Here is a 16,712-nt window from a genome sequence, read left to right as displayed (position 1 = left end):
CGCCAGTATACCACCCGACAGGTTCGGGTAGTGACTTTATGGCAACGCATCCGCGTCGCTCGTTTTTTTTGGAATAATATTATGCACGTAAACAACCGCTGGTTGATCCTGGCAATGATTTCCAGCGCGCTATTTTTGATCATCATCGACATGACGGTGCTGTACACCGCATTGCCACGCCTGACGTTAGCGCTGGATGCCAGTGCGTCACAAAAATTATGGATCGTGAATGCCTACCCGTTAGTGGTTGCCGGTTTGCTGCCCGGTGCAGGCATGTTGAGCGATCGCATTGGTCATAAACGGCTGTTTATTGCCGGACTGCCCGTGTTTGCCGTCGCCTCCCTGTGTGCGGCCTTTTCTCCTTCAGCCGAATGGTTGATCGCCGCTCGCGTATTCCTCGCTGTCGGTGCAGCAATGATGATGCCGGCCACGCTGTCCATTGTCCGCCACGTTTTTACCGACGAACGCGAACGCGCCCTGGCGATTGGTATTTGGGCTGCCGTCGCCTCTGGTGGTGCCGCTATTGGCCCGGTGGTTGGCGGGGTCCTGCTGGAATATTTCTGGTGGGGGTCGGTGTTCTTGATCAACGTGCCAGTCGTTATGGTGGTGTTACCGCTGGCATGGCGGTTGATACCGCACTGCGGCGGAGAAAATAAACGCCCTTACGATATCATCGGTTCGGTGCAGATCATGGCCGGTCTGGTGGGCTGCATCTATGCGCTGAAGGAACTGAGCAAGGCGACGCCCTCCTTCACTGCGTTGACGGTGTCTGCTGCCATCGGTATTTTCTCGCTCTGGCTGTTTGTCCGCCGCCAGCGTCAGGCGCGTTATCCAATGATCGACTTCTCGCTGTTCCAGAATCGGCTGTTTGCCGGTGGCGTCGGCGTGGCTCTGATATCGATGATAGCCCTGGTCGGTGTGGAGCTGGTGCTGACTCAACGTCTGCAGTTGGTGCTTGAACTTAGCCCGTTACAAGCGGCACTGTTCATTCTGCCGATCCCCGTGGCATCGGCATTAGCCGGTCCGCTGGCCGGATTAATGCTGCCACGCTACGGCGAGCGCAGCATGATATTTGGTGGGTTGCTCCTGACCGGCTTGGGTATTGGCGGCCTGGCGCTGCTTTATCAGAGTAGCCTGGTGCTGCAGTTGGTTTGCCTGTTTATCGCCGGTTTTGGTCTTGGGGGAGTAATTACCGCCGCGTCGACCGCCATCATGCTCAATGCTCCGGAAGAAAAATCCGGTATGGCGGCGTCGATCGAAGATGTGTCCTATGAACTGGGTGGCGTTCTGGGCATCACCTTGCTGGGTGGGTTGATGACCGCTATCTATAGCCACAGTCTGGCGCTGCCTGGCAGTCTGCCGGTGAGTGAAGTCGCTTACGACAGTATCGATGAGGCCTTGCGGTTGGCCTCAACTCTGGCCGCCGATCAGGCCCAACAGCTGAAGCAACTGGCCCGCCTGGCTTTCGACCGCGCATTTATCGTGGTGCTGATCACGGCGGCATTACTGATGGTGCTGGGTGCCGGTGTGGCAAAAATGGCCTTGCGCAAGGAATGATAAGAAGCCGCTTTTGTTGTTAACGCATTCTGCTTAAACTGAATTGGCAATTTGCTTGTCGGATTTATCGTTATTGGTTTCAACGATTGCATTGATGCTTTTGATCGTCTTTAACCCTGCGATAAATCCGGTTACTGTGTTTGTTATGGATATTGTGTAAATCATCGAATCAAATAATCAGGAGAAGATTATTATGGCAACGACGAAGAAAGCAGCTAAAAACCATATCGGCCTGGACAGTAAACAATCGGCAAAACTATCGGAAGCGTTGAATGCGCTGCTGGCGAATTATCAGGTGCTGTATATGAACGTGCGCGGTTACCACTGGAACATTTCCGGCCCGCACTTCTTTGAGCTGCACGTCAAATTTGAAGAAACCTATAACGATCTGCTGACCAAGGTTGATGAGTTGGCGGAACGTATTCTGACCCTGGGTTCGCAGCCGCGTCATGCCTTCAGCGATTATCTGAAAACTTCCGACATCAAGGAAGACACCAACGTCACCGACGATAAAGGCACGCTGGGTGGGTTGCTGCACGGTTATTCGGTGCTGCTGCAACAGCAGCGCGACCTGTTGACACTGGCCGCCGATGCGGGTGATGAAGGGACGGCCTCACTGATGAGCGACTACATCAAAGAGCAGGAAAAGCAGGTTTGGATGCTTAACGCCTATCTGGGGAAATAAACCCAGCCGCAGTTAACAAAACAGTCCCCTCAGGGACTGTTTTTGCTTTACCACTCGTAGGCCACCACAAACAGCAATGAACGTCGGTGTTGGTCATCCAGGCGACGTCGCACCCGAATAATATGCCGATTGCTGCAAGACTGGCGTTCCAACCAGCGATGCCTGCGGCGCTGACTCTGTCTTAGCATCCGCCAGCGGCCCACCTCGTTTCTACTGCGTCTCATCGTTTTGTCACTCATCCGTCAAAAACCTACGGCGGGCATTATAGCCCTTTCGCTGAGCGATCCAAGCCTCAGTTCGCCGTATTTTAATCCGACTGGGCGACGCGACAACCGGCGAAAAATGTATTTTTTGTTTACAGCAAGTGCCTTAAGCCAATCATATTTTTGCAACATAAGCGCCGAGAAAAGGTTTCCCCTTTAGCGTTCTGTGCGTACACTCATCGTTGGTGGTTTGCGAACGGGATTTTTCGCCTTTATGACAACATTTTATACCGTAATCAGTTGGCTCATGGTCTTTGGTTACTGGCTGCTTATCGCCGGTGTGACACTGCGTATTCTGATGAAACGCCGCGCTGTACCTTCCGCTATGGCCTGGTTGCTGGTTATCTATATTCTGCCGCTGTTCGGTATTGTGGCTTATTTATCCTTTGGTGAATTGCATCTGGGCAAACGCCGCGCCGAACGCGCCAAGGCGATGTGGCCTTCCACCGCACGCTGGCTGAGCGAATTAAAAGAGAGCCAGCGCATCTTCGCCACCGATTACAGCGAGGTCGCCAGACCCCTGTTCCAACTGTGCAATCGTCGCCAGGGTATTGATGGCGTCAAGGGCAACCAACTCCAGTTACTCACCACCACCGACGCAACGCTAAAAGCGCTAATCCGTGATATTGAGCTGGCGCGCCATAATATTGAGATGGTGTTTTACATCTGGCAGCCCGGCGGATTGGTGGATCAGGTGGCCGAATCCCTGATGGCCGCTGCGCGCCGCGGTGTACATTGTCGCCTGATGTTGGACTCTGCCGGCAGCCTGCAGTTCTTCCGCAGCCCCTATCCCGGCATGATGCGTAATGCCGGCATCGAGGTGGTGGAATCACTCAAGGTCAACCTGTTCCGCGTATTCCTGCGTCGGATGGATTTGCGTCAACACCGTAAAGTGGTACTGATTGACAACTATATTGCCTACACCGGCAGTATGAATATGGTCGATCCACGCTATTTCAAACAGGACGCCGGTGTCGGTCAGTGGATCGATCTGATGGCACGTATGGAGGGCCCGGTCGCCAGTACCATGGGTATCGTTTATGCCTGTGACTGGGAGATTGAAACCGGTAAACGGATCCTGCCACCGCCGCCGGACGTCAATATCATGCCGTTCGAACAGGAAAGCGGTCACACTATCCAGGTTATCGCCTCCGGTCCCGGCTTCCCGGAAGAAATGATCCACCAGGCGCTGCTGACCGCGGTTTACTCAGCACGTGAACAGTTGATCATGACCACCCCCTACTTCGTGCCAAGTGACGATTTGCTGCATGCGATCTGCACCGCGGCCCTGCGCGGGGTTGAAGTCAGCATTATTGTGCCACGCGACAACGACTCCACGATGGTACGCTGGGCCAGTCGCTCTTTCTTCTCCGAACTACTGGAAGCCGGCGTCAATATTTACCAGTTTGAAGACGGACTGCTGCATACCAAGAGCGTACTGGTCGATGGCCAGCTCAGCCTGGTTGGCACAGTGAATCTGGACATGCGCAGCCTGTGGCTGAATTTCGAAATCACACTGGTGATCGACGATGACGGTTTCGGCAGCGATCTGGCCTGCGTGCAGGATGACTATATAGCCCGCTCGCAGTTGCTGAATGCCAAAGAGTGGCAGAAACGGCCGTTCTGGCACCGTATTGTTGAGCGCCTGTTCTACTTTTTCAGCCCGCTGCTATAAATGCCGTAGCGGGCATGCTTTATACCCTTTCCGTAGGGGGCGAACAAATTCGCCCCGATTAAAACGGGCGCAGCATGCAGCGGCCCTACCAATCTGAGGATGAATGATCTGGTCGCCTAGCTGCAACTTGAAATTCATAGGGTATAATGAGGAATCATTTGTTATCGGGATTTAATTATGGATTTGAATAACCGCCTTACTGAAGACGAAACGCTGGAACAGGCTTACGACATCTTTTTGGAGTTGGCCGGCGACAATCTGGATCCGGCGGATATTCTGCTGTTCAACCTGCAGTTTGAAGAACGCGGTGGCGCCGAACTGTATGACCCGGCGGAAGACTGGTCGGAGCATGTGGATTTTGACCTGAACCCGGACTTCTTCGCCGAAGTGGTGATTGGCCTGGCGGACAGCGATGGCGAACCGATCAATGACGTGTTTGCCCGCGTGCTGCTGTGCCGAGAGAAAGACCACAAGCTTTGCCACATTCTGTGGAAAGAGTAAGCGGCTATCAGGCATAAAAAAACCCGCCAATTTTGGCGGGTTTTTTGTTGGCGGAAAACACCGATTACAGCGGATCGACCTTCAGACAAGAAACCGCATGGCGGAAGCTGCCTTCCAGCAACGGTCGGGTCTTGGCGCATTCCGGCCCGGCGATGGGACAGCGAGTACGGAACACACAGCCAGATGGCGGGTTGATCGGTGAAGGCAGTTCCCCTTCCAGCAACTGGATCTTTTTATCCTTCTCCTTGTCCGGATCCGGAACCGGCACCGCCGACATCAGAGCTTTGGTATAAGGATGCTGCGGGTTGTGATACACCTCGTCATAGGTGCCCAGTTCCACCGCATGGCCCAGATACATCACCAGCACGCGGTCAGAGATGTGTTTTACTACCGCCAGGTCATGAGCGATAAAGATCAGCGACAGCCCCATTTCACGCTGCAGTTGCTGCAGCAGGTTCACCACCTGTGCCTGGATCGACACGTCCAGCGCCGAGACCGGTTCATCACAAATCACCAGTTTTGGCTCCAGGATCAGGGCGCGGGCGATACCGATACGCTGACACTGACCACCGGAAAACTCATGCGGATAGCGGTTGATCAGGTTTGGCAACAGGCCAACCTTCAGCATCATCGCTTTAACCTTGTCTTTCACTTCCTGACGCGGCATTTTTGGGTAATAGGTGCGCAGTGGTTCGGCGATGATTTCCCCGATGGTCATGCGTGGGTTCAGTGAGGCCAGCGGATCCTGGAAGATCATCTGAATATCGCTGCGGGTTTTGCGCCAGTCAACGTCGCTCATACCGAGCAAGTCTTTACCCAGCCAGGCAACGCGCCCGCTGGTCGCTTTCACCAGACCGATAATGGCGCGGGCAAAGGTCGATTTACCACAGCCCGACTCGCCCACCACGCCCAGAGTTTCCCCTTCGAACAGGCGCAACGTCACACCGTCAACGGCCTTCAGGGTTTTCGGCGGCTGCCAGAACCACTGTTTGTCATCATGAATGTCGAAGTGCACTTTCAAATCAGCCACTTCGAGCAGGACTTTCTTGTCGGTTACCGTACTCATACCAACGCCTCCACCGGTTTAAAGCAGGCACGTAGACGCCCTTCGCCAAACTGCTCCAACGGCGGAGCGCTTGCACATTGCGGCATCGCGTAAGAACAACGCGGCTGGAACGGGCAGCCTTTCGGCAGGCGTAGCAGATTCGGTGGGTTGCCAGGAATAGTCATCAGCGCCTCACCTTCGGCGTCCAAACGGGGTACCGCATTTAGCAAACCAATCGAGTAAGGGTGGCTAGGACGATAGAACACATCGCGTGCACTGCCATATTCCATGGTGCGTCCGGCGTACATTACCAGCACCTTGTTACAGATGCCGGCCACCACACCCAGGTCGTGGGTGATCATAATGATGGCGGTGTTGAACTCGCGCTTAAGCTCGTTCAGCAGCGTCATGATCTGCGCCTGAACCGTCACATCCAGTGCGGTGGTAGGTTCATCGGCGATCAACAGCTTCGGCCGGCACAGCAACGCCATGGCAATCATCACGCGCTGGCGCATACCGCCGGAAAACTCATGCGGATACATGCGCATGCGCTTACGCGCTTCAGGCATTTTAACCGCATCAAGCATGCGCACCGATTCTTCAAAGGCTGCACTTTTACCCATGTTCTTGTGCTGCATCAGCACTTCCATCAACTGCTCACCAACGCGCATATAGGGGTTGAGTGAAGTCATCGGGTCCTGGAAGATCATCGAAATCTCTTCCGCCCGCAGCTTGTTGAGCTGTTTTTCCGGCAGGTTGAGGATTTCACGGCCGTTAAATTTAGCCGAGCCGCCAATGCGACCGTTGCTGGCCAACAGCCCCATCAGCGCAAAGGCGGTCTGGGATTTACCAGAACCTGACTCCCCCACGATACCCAGCGTTTCGCCGGCGCGCAGGTCAAAGTTCAGATCGTTCACTGCCGTCACGTCACCGTCCGGGGTGCCGAAGGTCACGCGCAGGTCTTTTACATCCAGCAACAGCGGCGATTTGGCGGCGGTGCTGGTTTGCAACTGCGGATTTTCAATGGTGCTCATGATTGCACTCCTTAACGATCTTTCGGGTCGAGGGCGTCACGCAGGCCATCGCCGATAAAGTTGAAACAAAACAGAGTGACAACCAGGAAACCCGCTGGGAACAGCAGCAACCACGGTGAAACTTCCATCGAGTTGGCGCCATCGCTCAGCAATGCACCCCAGCTGCTTAACGGTTCCTGAGTACCCAGCCCCAGGAAGCTGAGGAAGGATTCGAACAGGATCATGCTCGGCACCAGCAATGAAGCGTATACCACCACCACACCGAGCACGTTCGGCACGATATGGCGCAGCACGATATTGCGGCTCGATACCCCGCACACCAACGCCGCTTCGATAAATTCCTTGCGCTTCAGGCTCAGGGTCTGTCCGCGCACAATACGCGCCATATCCAGCCAGGACACCATGCCGATCGCCACAAAGATCAACAGGATGTTTTGCCCGAAGAAGGTGACCAGCAAGATAACGAAGAACATGAACGGGAAGGAGTTGAGGATTTCCAACAGGCGCATCATTACCGAGTCGGTTTTACCTCCCAGGTAACCGGACATCGCGCCATACAGCGTCCCGACAATCACCGCCACCAGCGCGGCTGATACGCCAACCATCAGCGAGATACGTCCGCCAATCGCCACGCGCACCAGCAAGTCACGACCGGAGGAGTCGGTGCCAAAGTAATGGCCCGCGTCAAGGCTCGGCGCGGCCGACATCATCGCCCAATCGGTATCGTCATAGGCAAACTGAGACAGCCAGGGTGCCACAATCACAAACAGGGTAATCAGCACCAGCACAAACAGGCTGCTGACTGCCGCACGGTTATGCACAAAGCGGCGACGGGCATCCTGCCACAGGCTGCGCCCTTCCACTTCGAGCTTTTCGCTGAAGTTCTCCAGAGCCTCGCTGTTCTTTTTCGTCAACATCATTTGCGTGCTCCAGCTTAATAACGAATTTTTGGATCGATAACGGCGTACAGCACGTCGACGATCGCGTTAAACAAAATAGTCAGGCCACCCACCAGAATGGTCAGGCTCAATACCAAGGAATAGTCACGGTTCAGCGCGCCGTTAACAAACAGCTGGCCGATACCCGGCAGACCATAAATGGTTTCGATCACCATGGAACCAGTGATAATGCCGACAAACGCCGGGCCCATATAAGAAAGCACCGGTAATAACGCAGGCTTGAGCGCATGGCGGAAAATAATGCGCCGCATCGGTAAGCCTTTGGCGCGGGCTGTGCGGATAAAGTTTGAGTGCAGCACTTCAATCATCGATCCACGCGTGATACGGGCGATACTGGCAATATAGGCCAGTGATAACGCCACCATCGGCAGGATGATGTATTTCGGCGCCCCTCCGTTCCAACCGCCACCCGGCAACCATTTCAGCGTGATGGCGAAAATCAACACCAGTAACGGCGCCACCACGAAACTGGGGATCACCACCCCGGTCATGGCAAAGCCCATCACCGTATAATCCCATTTGGTATTTTGATTCAGCGCAGCAACCACCCCGGCGCTAACCCCCAGGACGACCGCCAACAAAAATGCGGCAAGGCCAAGTTTGGCGGAGACCGGGAATGAAGCAGCCACCAGATCGTTTACCGAGTAATCTTTGTATTTGAATGACGGCCCAAAATCGCCTTTCGACAGTTGCACCAGATAATGGCCGTACTGCTTCCAGATCGGATCGTTCAAATGGTATTTGGCCTCGATGTTGGCCATCACTTCCGGCGGCAATGCACGCTCGCCGGTAAATGGGCTGCCAGGAGCCAAACGCATCATAAAGAATGAGATGGTAATAAGGATAAATAGTGTCGGGATCGCTTCTAACAAGCGACGAAATATAAATTTAAGCATTGCCCTAACCCTGTGCTGCAGCCTGATAACGGCTTATTATTCTCAACATGGGCCGGCGGGTTCACACCGCCGGCACTTACCTTATCAATGCTTGATGATGTACAGGTTTTTGTCGTACACGTTATCAAGTGGGTCTTTACCGGTGTAACCCCCAACATAAGGTTTCACCAGACGGGCATTCACATAGTAATAAACCGGAACGATGGCAGAGTCTTTATCCAGCTGCACTTCGGCTTTCTGATACAGCTCTGCACGTTCTTCTTTGGTTTTCGCCGTCAGCACATTCGCCATCAGCTTATCGAACTCCGCGCTCTTATAGTGCGGGGTGTTACTGCTGCTGTCAGACAGCATCATGTTCAGGAACGAGCTTGGTTCGTTATAGTCGGCACACCAGCCGGCGCGCGCTACGTCATAGGTCCCCTGATGGCGGGTGTCCAGGAAGGTTTTCCACTCCTGATTCACCAGCTTCACGTCCACACCCAGGTTTTTCTTCCAGATGGAGGCCGCAGCGATAGCCAGTTTTTTGTGCAGGTCGGAAGTGTTATACAACAGTGAGAATGTCAGTGGTTTGCCTGGGCCATAACCCGCATCAGCCAGTAGTTTTTTCGCTACTTCGTTGCGTTTTTCCTGTGTCCAGCCGAACCACTCTGGTGGCGTCAGTTTGGCGCCATCGGTGTAAGGAGGTGTGAAGCTGTAGGCTGGCAGATCACCCTGGTTTTTCACTTTATTGGTGATGATGTCGCGATCCAGACCCAGTTTCAGCGCTTCACGTACGCGCTGATCGGTAAATGGCGCTTTCTGGTTGTTGATCTCGTAGTAATAGGTACACAGGTAAGGATCAACATGAACTTCTTTCGGGATCTCTTTTTTCAATTTCTGGAACAGTTCAATCGGCATGTTGTTATAGGTCATGTCGATTTCGCCTGTGCGGTAACGGTTAACGTCAGTCACTTCAGAAGAGATCGGCAGGAACGTCACTTTATTAATGATGGTTTTTGCGTTATCCCAATATTCCGGGTTACGTTCCAGCACGATACGTTCGTTAACCACCCAGTCTTTCAGCTTGTAAGCACCGTTGCTGACGTAGTTCGCCGGCAGGGTCCACTTCTCGCCAAACTTCTCGACCGCATCTTTAAACACTGGCTTCATCGCATAGTGCGGCGTCATTTCAACCAGGTAAGGCACCGGCTCGGTCAGGGTAACCTGGAAGGTGTGATCGTCGATTGCTTTCACGCCCAGGGTGGATTTGTCTTTCTTACCGGCGATGATGTCATCGACGTTTTCTACGTGAGCGTATTGCAGATAGCTGGCGTAAGGGGATGCCGTTTTTGGATCCACCACGCGCTGCCAGCTATAAACGAAATCTTGCGCCGTTACCGGCTTGCCATTCGACCATTTTGCGTCTTTACGCAGATGGAAGGTCCACACTTTAAAATCTTTGTTATCCCAGCTTTCCGCCACGCCGGGAACGATAGCCCCATCCGGACCATTGTTGGCCAGGCCTTCCATCAGATCGCGGGTAACGTTATTTTCCGGCACGCCTTCGATCTTGTGCGGATCCAGGGACTGCACTTCCGAACCGTTGTTTTTAACGATTTCTTGCTTGTCCGCCAGTTGCACGCCCGCCGGCACGTCAGCCGCAAAAGCACTTCCGGTTGCTGTGATGCCCAGCGCGGCAATGATGCCGGCCGCAAGGATGGTTTTTTTCGTGATGTTGGTCATGTGTATACTCCAGTTTTTATTATCACAGGCTCGTCGTGGAGCCTGTGTTGCCCGTGAGCGGACCTTGTTATACCGGCTACCGATGAACGAATACGGCAGGCGGCCTTCCCTGTATTACTCACCGTTGTTGGCGTGACGTAATACCCCTCGTTACTGCTTGATGATGTATAGATTTTTCACATCGGTGTAATCCAGCGGATCTTTACCGGTAAAGCCGCCCACTGACGGTCTGATCAGACGCGCGCTAATGCGGTAATACACCGGGACCAACGCTGAGTCTTTGTCCAACTGCGTCTCCGCCTGCTGATAAAGAGCAGCGCGGGCAGCTTCATCCGGCGCTTTCAGCGTGCTGGCCATCAGGGCGTCAAACGCCGGGCTCTTGTAAAAAATGGTGTTGATGCTGCTATTGGAGATCAGCAGGTTCAGGAAGGCACTTGGCTCATTATAATCACCACACCAGGTGGCCCGAGCCACGTCGTACTGCCCCTGATGGCGGCTTTCAAGTGAGGTTTTCCACTCCTGATTGCGCAGCGTGACATCCGCACCGAGGTTTTTCTTCCACATTGACGCCGCTGCGATCGCCTGCTGTTTATTTTGATCGGAGGTGTTGTACAGCAGCGTGAATTTAAGCGGTTTAGCCGCGCTGAAACCTGCCTCGGCCAACAATTTCTTCGCCTCGGTATTGCGCTGTTCCTGGCTCCATCCTGCCCATTCCGGCGCCGTGAACTTGGCACCTTCAGTAAAGGTCGGGGTAAAGCTGTAGGCCGGAATCTGTCCCTGGCCCATGATCTTGTTGGCGATAATGTCGCGGTCCAACGTCAGTTTTACTGCAGCGCGCACCCGGGCATCGGTAAATGGTGCGCGCTGGTTGTTGATCTCGTAATAAAAAGTGCACAGATAAGGGTTAACGTGCAATTGCTCAGGGATTTCGCTCTTCATCTTCGCGAACAGGTTCGGCGGGATGGCGCTGTTAGTGATATCAATTTCACCGCTGCGGAAGCGGTTGACGTCACTGACCTCTGAAGAAATCGGCAAGAACGTTGCCTGATCGATTACCGTTTTCTTGTTATTCCAGTAGGTTGGGCTGCGTTCAAGCACAATACGCTCATTCACCACCCAATCTTTCAAGCGATAGGCCCCATTGCCGACATAGTTCGCAGGCAGCGTCCATTTGTCGCCAAACTTCTCAACCACCGAACGTTTTACCGGTTTCAGCGAGGTGTGGCTCAGCATGCTAATAAAATACGGCACTGGCTCGCTCAGGGAGACCTGCAGCGTTTTATCATCAATGGCTTTAACGCCGAGGGTCTGCGGACTTTGCTTGCCGGTCAGGATCGCGTCGGTATTTTCAATTTTGGCGTACTGCAGATAGCTGGCGTAAGGTGAGCCGATTTTCGGATCGGCCAGGCGCTGCCAACTGTAGACAAAATCCTGTGCGGTGACCGGTGAGCCATCACTCCATACCGCGTCGGGCCGCAGGTGGAAAGTCCAGGTCTTAAAATCCTGATTTTCCCAATTTGTCGCCGCGGCCGGCACCACGTGCCCATTGGCGTCGGTACTGACCAACCCCTCCAGCAGGTTCAGAATGATATTGCTTTCCGGTATGCCTTCGACCTTATGCGGATCCAATGAAGCCACTTCTGAACCGTTGTTAATGACAATCTTCTGCTGTTGGGCTAATTGCACCCCGGCAGGAACATCAGCCGCCTGAGCAGAATAAACGGTGCTGAGACTCAGCAAACCGGCAATGAACATGGCCAATGGAGTGCGCTTTAAGGTTTGCTGCATGGTCGAGGCTCCTTTTCACCAACAAGCAATGCTTATCGATATTCGTGAAGTATTTATAAGAATTCTAAATAAACAGACACCAGCAAAAATCATTCCCACTTTGGCGACGCGATACCATTAATTACGCGTAGAAAGTTGCTCGGAAATTAGCAGAAGGCAATTTCCATAGCCAATAATTTTTACAGAAATGTTAAGCAATTCTCTTTTATTGCTCCAAGAAGGTTCTGACCCACTGGTGAAGGGGGTACATAAAAATAATTTAAACCAATGATTTTAATGATTAAAATTAAAAAAATAACCGTCAGAGCCGTACGCAGCGAACCCACACACCAGATAAAGAAACATTCAGTTAACAAAGGCGCAGTTCAAAGAACAAACACCTGCTTATGTGCGGTTAATCACTAATAACACCTGGATGAAAGCGAGACAAGCCCTACAGAATGATGTGATTAAATTAACAGCGAATTTGATGTTCAGAAGGTAATAAAGGGCAATAACCGAGGGGGATAAGGGGTAAAAATAGCGCTTAGAGCTTTTATTGAGCAACAGATTAAGATTTATGCCACATTATGGTGCAAGTGAATAAAATTCATTCACATTAAGCACTATATTAATGCGAGCCAATAATAGTTTTTATTTTTTAAAATTAATTTGAGCCGCGAATCATCCTATTCGCGACTCATTCGCCGGATTACAGCAAGCCGGGGAACATGGCCTTTATACCCGTCACGATAAACTCGATACCCAATGCCATCAGCAACAACCCCATGATACGGGTGATGACGTTAATGCCGGTTTGCCCCAATAGACGCACCAGCAGAGGCGCAGCACGGAACAACAACCAACAACAAAAGGCAAACAACGCGATGGCCAGGGTAAACCCCAGCAGGTTCTGCCAGCTGTGGTAGCGAGAACTCCAGACTATGGTGGAACTGATGGCGCCCGGTCCAGCCATCAGCGGCAATGCCAACGGCACCACGCCGATGCTCTCACGGATCGCGCTCTCTGATTTTTCCTGTTTGTTCTGTTTGTCCTCGCCCAGCTTGCCGCTGATCATCGACATGGCAATACTGACCACCAGGATGCCGCCGGCAATACGGAACGAGTCAATAGAGATGCCGAACATGCGCAAAATCCCCTCCCCCAAAAACAGCGAGGTCCACAGGATAATGGCGACCGACAGGTTGGCGGTCAGGTTAGTTTTATTGCGCCCGGCCGCCGCCTGGTAGCTGGTCATGCTGATAAACACCGGCAAAATACCCACCGGGTTCACCAGTGCAAACAGGCCGACAAAAAATTTAATGAAGCCGGAAAAATCCAACAGAGATGGGCCCACAAATGACTCCGCTTTAGTAACGCTAAAAGTGACAATGCCTTCGCGCGCTAATGTAATAGAATTGCCACGGGTAATCCATTGGTCATGGGCGGGATTTATATCTATTTATACCCATACCGATAAGATAATTCTCCATTGTTAAAGCAATGTACGGTTTATGATTTTTTATGTTGAGAAAAGTGTCTGACATGGCAGTTATCAAGAATCATTCTCAACAACCATAGCTGAATGGTGTCAGCTTGCGGTTTTTATGATTTAAATCACAAAATCACTAACCAAGAGTAGTTAAGCTCTTAGTCGTAGTCAGGGAGTAGAACAGGTTAAGGAAAAAGTGGCATCTCTGTTCGGCCCGCTGTCTTCTCCTGCTGAAGCATCGGGTAAAGCTCTTTAAGCAAATCAGCGACATGTGACAAAAAATGGCGGAAAGCCCTTGTTTTTAAAGCAGCATTTTCCCCCGATCTGTCTATACTACTTGCTCGCACGGCTGATTTACTGAAAGAGTTTAACATTATCAGGAGAGCATTATGGCTGTAACAAATGTCGCTGAACTGAACGAGCTAGTTGCACGTGTCAAAAAAGCCCAGCGCGAATATGCCAACTTCACTCAAGAGCAAGTTGATAAAATTTTCCGCGCTGCTGCCCTCGCCGCTGCCGATGCCCGTATTCCTCTGGCCAAATTGGCCGTTGAAGAATCCGGGATGGGTATCGTTGAAGATAAAGTGATCAAGAACCACTTCGCATCAGAGTTTATCTACAACGCCTATAAAGATGAAAAAACCTGCGGCATTCTGGCCGAAGACCATACTTTCGGTACCATCACCATTGCAGAGCCTATTGGCCTGATTTGCGGTATCGTACCTACCACCAACCCGACTTCCACGGCCATTTTCAAAGCCTTAATCAGCCTGAAAACCCGTAACGGCATTATCTTCTCTCCGCACCCTCGTGCGAAAAACGCCACCAACAAGGCAGCGGATATCGTGCTGCAAGCCGCGATTGCCGCCGGTGCGCCAAAAGACATCGTCGGCTGGATCGACCAACCTACCGTTGAACTGTCTAACCAACTGATGCACCACCCTGACATCAACCTGATCCTCGCGACCGGCGGTCCAGGCATGGTGAAAGCCGCCTACAGCTCCGGCAAACCGGCTATCGGCGTTGGTGCAGGTAACACCCCTGTGGTGGTTGACGAAACCGCAGACATCAAACGCGTTGTCGCTTCAATCTTGATGTCCAAAACCTTCGACAACGGCGTAATTTGTGCCTCTGAGCAGTCAGTCATCGTGGTTGATTCAATCTATGATGCAGTACGCGAACGTTTCGCTACCCACGGCGGCTACATGCTGCAGGGGAAAGAACTGAAAGCCGTTCAGGACATTATCCTGAAAAATGGCGGCCTGAATGCGGCTATCGTTGGCCAGTCTGCACCGAAAATCGCTGAGATGGCTGGCATCAAAGTGCCGGCAAGCACCAAAGTGCTGATCGGTGAAGTGAAACTGGTTGATGAAACTGAGCCTTTCGCTCACGAAAAACTGTCGCCTACGCTGGCTATGTATCGCGCCAAAGACTTTGCCGACGCCGTCAGCAAAGCGGAAAAACTGGTCGCCATGGGCGGTATCGGTCACACCTCTTGTCTGTACACCGACCAGGATAACCAGCCGGAACGCGTTGCCTTCTTCGGCGACAAGATGAAAACCGCGCGTATCCTGATCAACACCCCGGCTTCTCAGGGGGGCATCGGTGACCTTTACAACTTTAAACTCGCTCCGTCACTGACGCTGGGCTGCGGTTCCTGGGGGGGTAACTCCATCTCTGAAAACGTCGGTCCAAAACACCTGATCAACAAGAAAACTGTAGCGAAGCGAGCAGAAAACATGTTGTGGCATAAACTTCCGAAATCAATCTACTTCCGCCGTGGCTCACTGCCTATCGCGCTGGAAGAAGTAGCGACCGACGGGGCAAAACGCGCCTTCATTGTGACCGACCGCTACCTGTTCAATAACGGTTATGCAGACCAGATCACCTCCGTTCTGAAGTCTCACGGCATTGAAACAGAAGTCTTCTTTGAAGTTGAAGCGGACCCAACGCTGTCCATCGTGCGTAAAGGCGCTGAGCAGATGAACTCCTTCAAACCAGACGTGATCATCGCGCTGGGTGGGGGTTCACCGATGGATGCTGCGAAGATCATGTGGGTGCTGTACGAACATCCTGAAACTCATTTCGAAGACTTGGCGCTGCGCTTTATGGATATCCGTAAACGTATCTACAAGTTCCCGAAAATGGGCGTCAAAGCAAAAATGATTGCCGTGACCACCACCTCTGGTACTGGTTCAGAAGTAACACCGTTTGCGGTAGTGACCGACGACGTAACCGGCCAGAAATACCCACTGGCGGATTATGCGCTGACACCGGATATGGCGATCGTTGACGCCAACCTGGTGATGAACATGCCAAAATCCCTGTGCGCCTTCGGCGGCCTGGATGCGGTGACTCATGCGCTGGAAGCTTACGTTTCAGTACTGGCGAACGAATACTCTGATGGTCAGGCGCTGCAAGCGTTGAAACTGCTGAAAGAGTATCTGCCAGCCAGCTACAAAGAAGGTGCCAAGAACCCGGTAGCCCGTGAGCGCGTGCACAATGCCGCAACCATCGCCGGTATCGCGTTCGCCAACGCCTTCCTGGGGGTTTGCCACTCAATGGCCCACAAACTGGGCTCTGAGTTCCACATCCCACACGGTCTGGCCAACGCCATGCTGATCTCCAACGTTATTCGCTATAACGCGAACGACAACCCAACCAAGCAAACGGCATTCAGCCAGTACGACCGCCCGCAGGCTCGTCGTCGGTATGCTGAAATCGCTGACCACCTCGGTTTGGGCGCTCCAGGCGACCGTACCGCTCAGAAAATCGAGAAGTTGCTGACCTGGTTGGACGAGATCAAAGCCGAACTGGGCATCCCGGCATCAATCCGTGAAGCCGGTGTGACGGAAGCCGATTTCCTGGCGAAAGTTGACAAGCTGTCTGAAGACGCCTTTGACGACCAATGTACCGGCGCCAACCCGCGTTATCCGCTGATTGCAGAACTGAAGCAAATTATGCTGGATACCTTCTACGGCCGTAAGTTTAGTGAAGCAGAAGATGAAGAAGTTTTGGTAGCCCCTGTTGCGGCCAAAACAGAAAAAAAGACCAAAAAGTAACGGTTCATTGAGCCAATAAAAAAACCGCCGAAATGAAGTGAACCCCATTTATTG

The 16,712-nt window shown here is 52.6% G+C and carries 13 protein-coding genes; 5 read left to right on the top strand and 8 right to left on the bottom strand.

From position 1 onward, the window contains the following. Window positions 1-81: 81 nt before the first annotated feature. Together BEI65_RS07860 and BEI65_RS07855 are read left to right on the top strand one after the other, a co-directional pair. The gene (locus BEI65_RS07860) at window positions 82-1,557 is read left to right on the top strand and encodes an MFS transporter (protein ID WP_099062842.1); all 1,476 of its coding nucleotides are present in this window, start codon (window positions 82-84) and stop codon (window positions 1,555-1,557) included. Between the two features lie 193 nt (window positions 1,558-1,750). Then, window positions 1,751-2,242, top strand: coding sequence for a Dps family protein (locus tag BEI65_RS07855; RefSeq protein WP_085117075.1), 492 nt, complete (start codon window positions 1,751-1,753; stop codon window positions 2,240-2,242). A 47-nt stretch (window positions 2,243-2,289) separates the two neighbouring features. On the opposite strand, the gene BEI65_RS07850 is transcribed toward BEI65_RS07855, so the two are convergent. Then, window positions 2,290-2,466 (bottom strand): YciY family protein, encoded by a 177-nt coding sequence (locus tag BEI65_RS07850; RefSeq protein ID WP_071593055.1) that lies wholly within the window; start codon window positions 2,464-2,466, stop codon window positions 2,290-2,292. A gap of 253 nt (window positions 2,467-2,719) precedes the next feature. Here BEI65_RS07850 and cls point away from each other — a divergent pair, with 253 nt between their 5' ends. Continuing rightward, window positions 2,720-4,180 carry a cardiolipin synthase gene (cls, locus tag BEI65_RS07845; protein WP_085117076.1) on the top strand — a complete coding sequence of 487 codons (1,461 nt, stop codon included), beginning with the start codon at window positions 2,720-2,722 and terminating at the stop codon, window positions 4,178-4,180. A gap of 177 nt (window positions 4,181-4,357) precedes the next feature. Continuing rightward, window positions 4,358-4,681 (top strand): HI1450 family dsDNA-mimic protein, encoded by a 324-nt coding sequence (locus BEI65_RS07840; RefSeq protein ID WP_004945300.1) that lies wholly within the window; start codon window positions 4,358-4,360, stop codon window positions 4,679-4,681. A gap of 64 nt (window positions 4,682-4,745) precedes the next feature. Here the strand turns inward: BEI65_RS07840 and oppF are convergent, their stop codons facing one another. The 7 genes from oppF to BEI65_RS07805 form a co-directional block, all read right to left on the bottom strand. Continuing rightward, the gene (oppF, locus tag BEI65_RS07835) at window positions 4,746-5,747 is read right to left on the bottom strand and encodes a murein tripeptide/oligopeptide ABC transporter ATP binding protein OppF (protein ID WP_099062841.1); all 1,002 of its coding nucleotides are present in this window, start codon (window positions 5,745-5,747) and stop codon (window positions 4,746-4,748) included. Further along, complete coding sequence (locus BEI65_RS07830; protein ID WP_099062840.1) at window positions 5,744-6,760, bottom strand: ABC transporter ATP-binding protein; 1,017 nt, start codon at window positions 6,758-6,760, stop codon at window positions 5,744-5,746. Before BEI65_RS07830 ends, oppF begins: the two co-directional genes overlap by 4 nt. 11 nt (window positions 6,761-6,771) lie before the next feature. Further along, window positions 6,772-7,680, bottom strand: a complete 909-nt coding sequence (gene oppC / locus BEI65_RS07825) for an oligopeptide ABC transporter permease OppC (protein WP_099062839.1) — start codon at window positions 7,678-7,680, stop codon at window positions 6,772-6,774. Window positions 7,681-7,694: 14 nt separating this feature from the next. Continuing rightward, window positions 7,695-8,615: an oligopeptide ABC transporter permease OppB gene (gene oppB / locus BEI65_RS07820; protein ID WP_085117080.1), complete on the bottom strand. Its 921-nt coding sequence runs from the start codon at window positions 8,613-8,615 to the stop codon at window positions 7,695-7,697. Between the two features lie 84 nt (window positions 8,616-8,699). Next, window positions 8,700-10,337, bottom strand: coding sequence for an oligopeptide ABC transporter substrate-binding protein OppA (oppA, locus tag BEI65_RS07815; protein ID WP_099062838.1), 1,638 nt, complete (start codon window positions 10,335-10,337; stop codon window positions 8,700-8,702). A 150-nt stretch (window positions 10,338-10,487) separates the two neighbouring features. Next, on the bottom strand, window positions 10,488-12,125 hold the full coding sequence (locus BEI65_RS07810) for an ABC transporter substrate-binding protein (protein WP_099062837.1): 1,638 nt from the start codon (window positions 12,123-12,125) through the stop codon (window positions 10,488-10,490). Between the two features lie 691 nt (window positions 12,126-12,816). Continuing rightward, a complete protein-coding gene (locus tag BEI65_RS07805) occupies window positions 12,817-13,461 on the bottom strand; it encodes a YchE family NAAT transporter (protein ID WP_099062836.1) in 645 nt (214 codons plus the stop codon). A gap of 524 nt (window positions 13,462-13,985) precedes the next feature. On the opposite strand from BEI65_RS07805, the gene adhE reads away from it, so the two are divergent. After that, the gene (gene adhE / locus BEI65_RS07800; RefSeq protein WP_099062835.1) at window positions 13,986-16,658 is read left to right on the top strand and encodes a bifunctional acetaldehyde-CoA/alcohol dehydrogenase; all 2,673 of its coding nucleotides are present in this window, start codon (window positions 13,986-13,988) and stop codon (window positions 16,656-16,658) included. Window positions 16,659-16,712: the final 54 nt, after the last annotated feature.

It is taken from the genome of Serratia sp. BW106, from assembly GCF_002607755.1.
GTDB classification, from domain to species: domain Bacteria; phylum Pseudomonadota; class Gammaproteobacteria; order Enterobacterales; family Enterobacteriaceae; genus Serratia; species Serratia proteamaculans.
The sequence above is the reverse complement of the archived record's forward strand: the minus strand, read 5'-3'. Positions and strand labels throughout refer to the sequence as shown.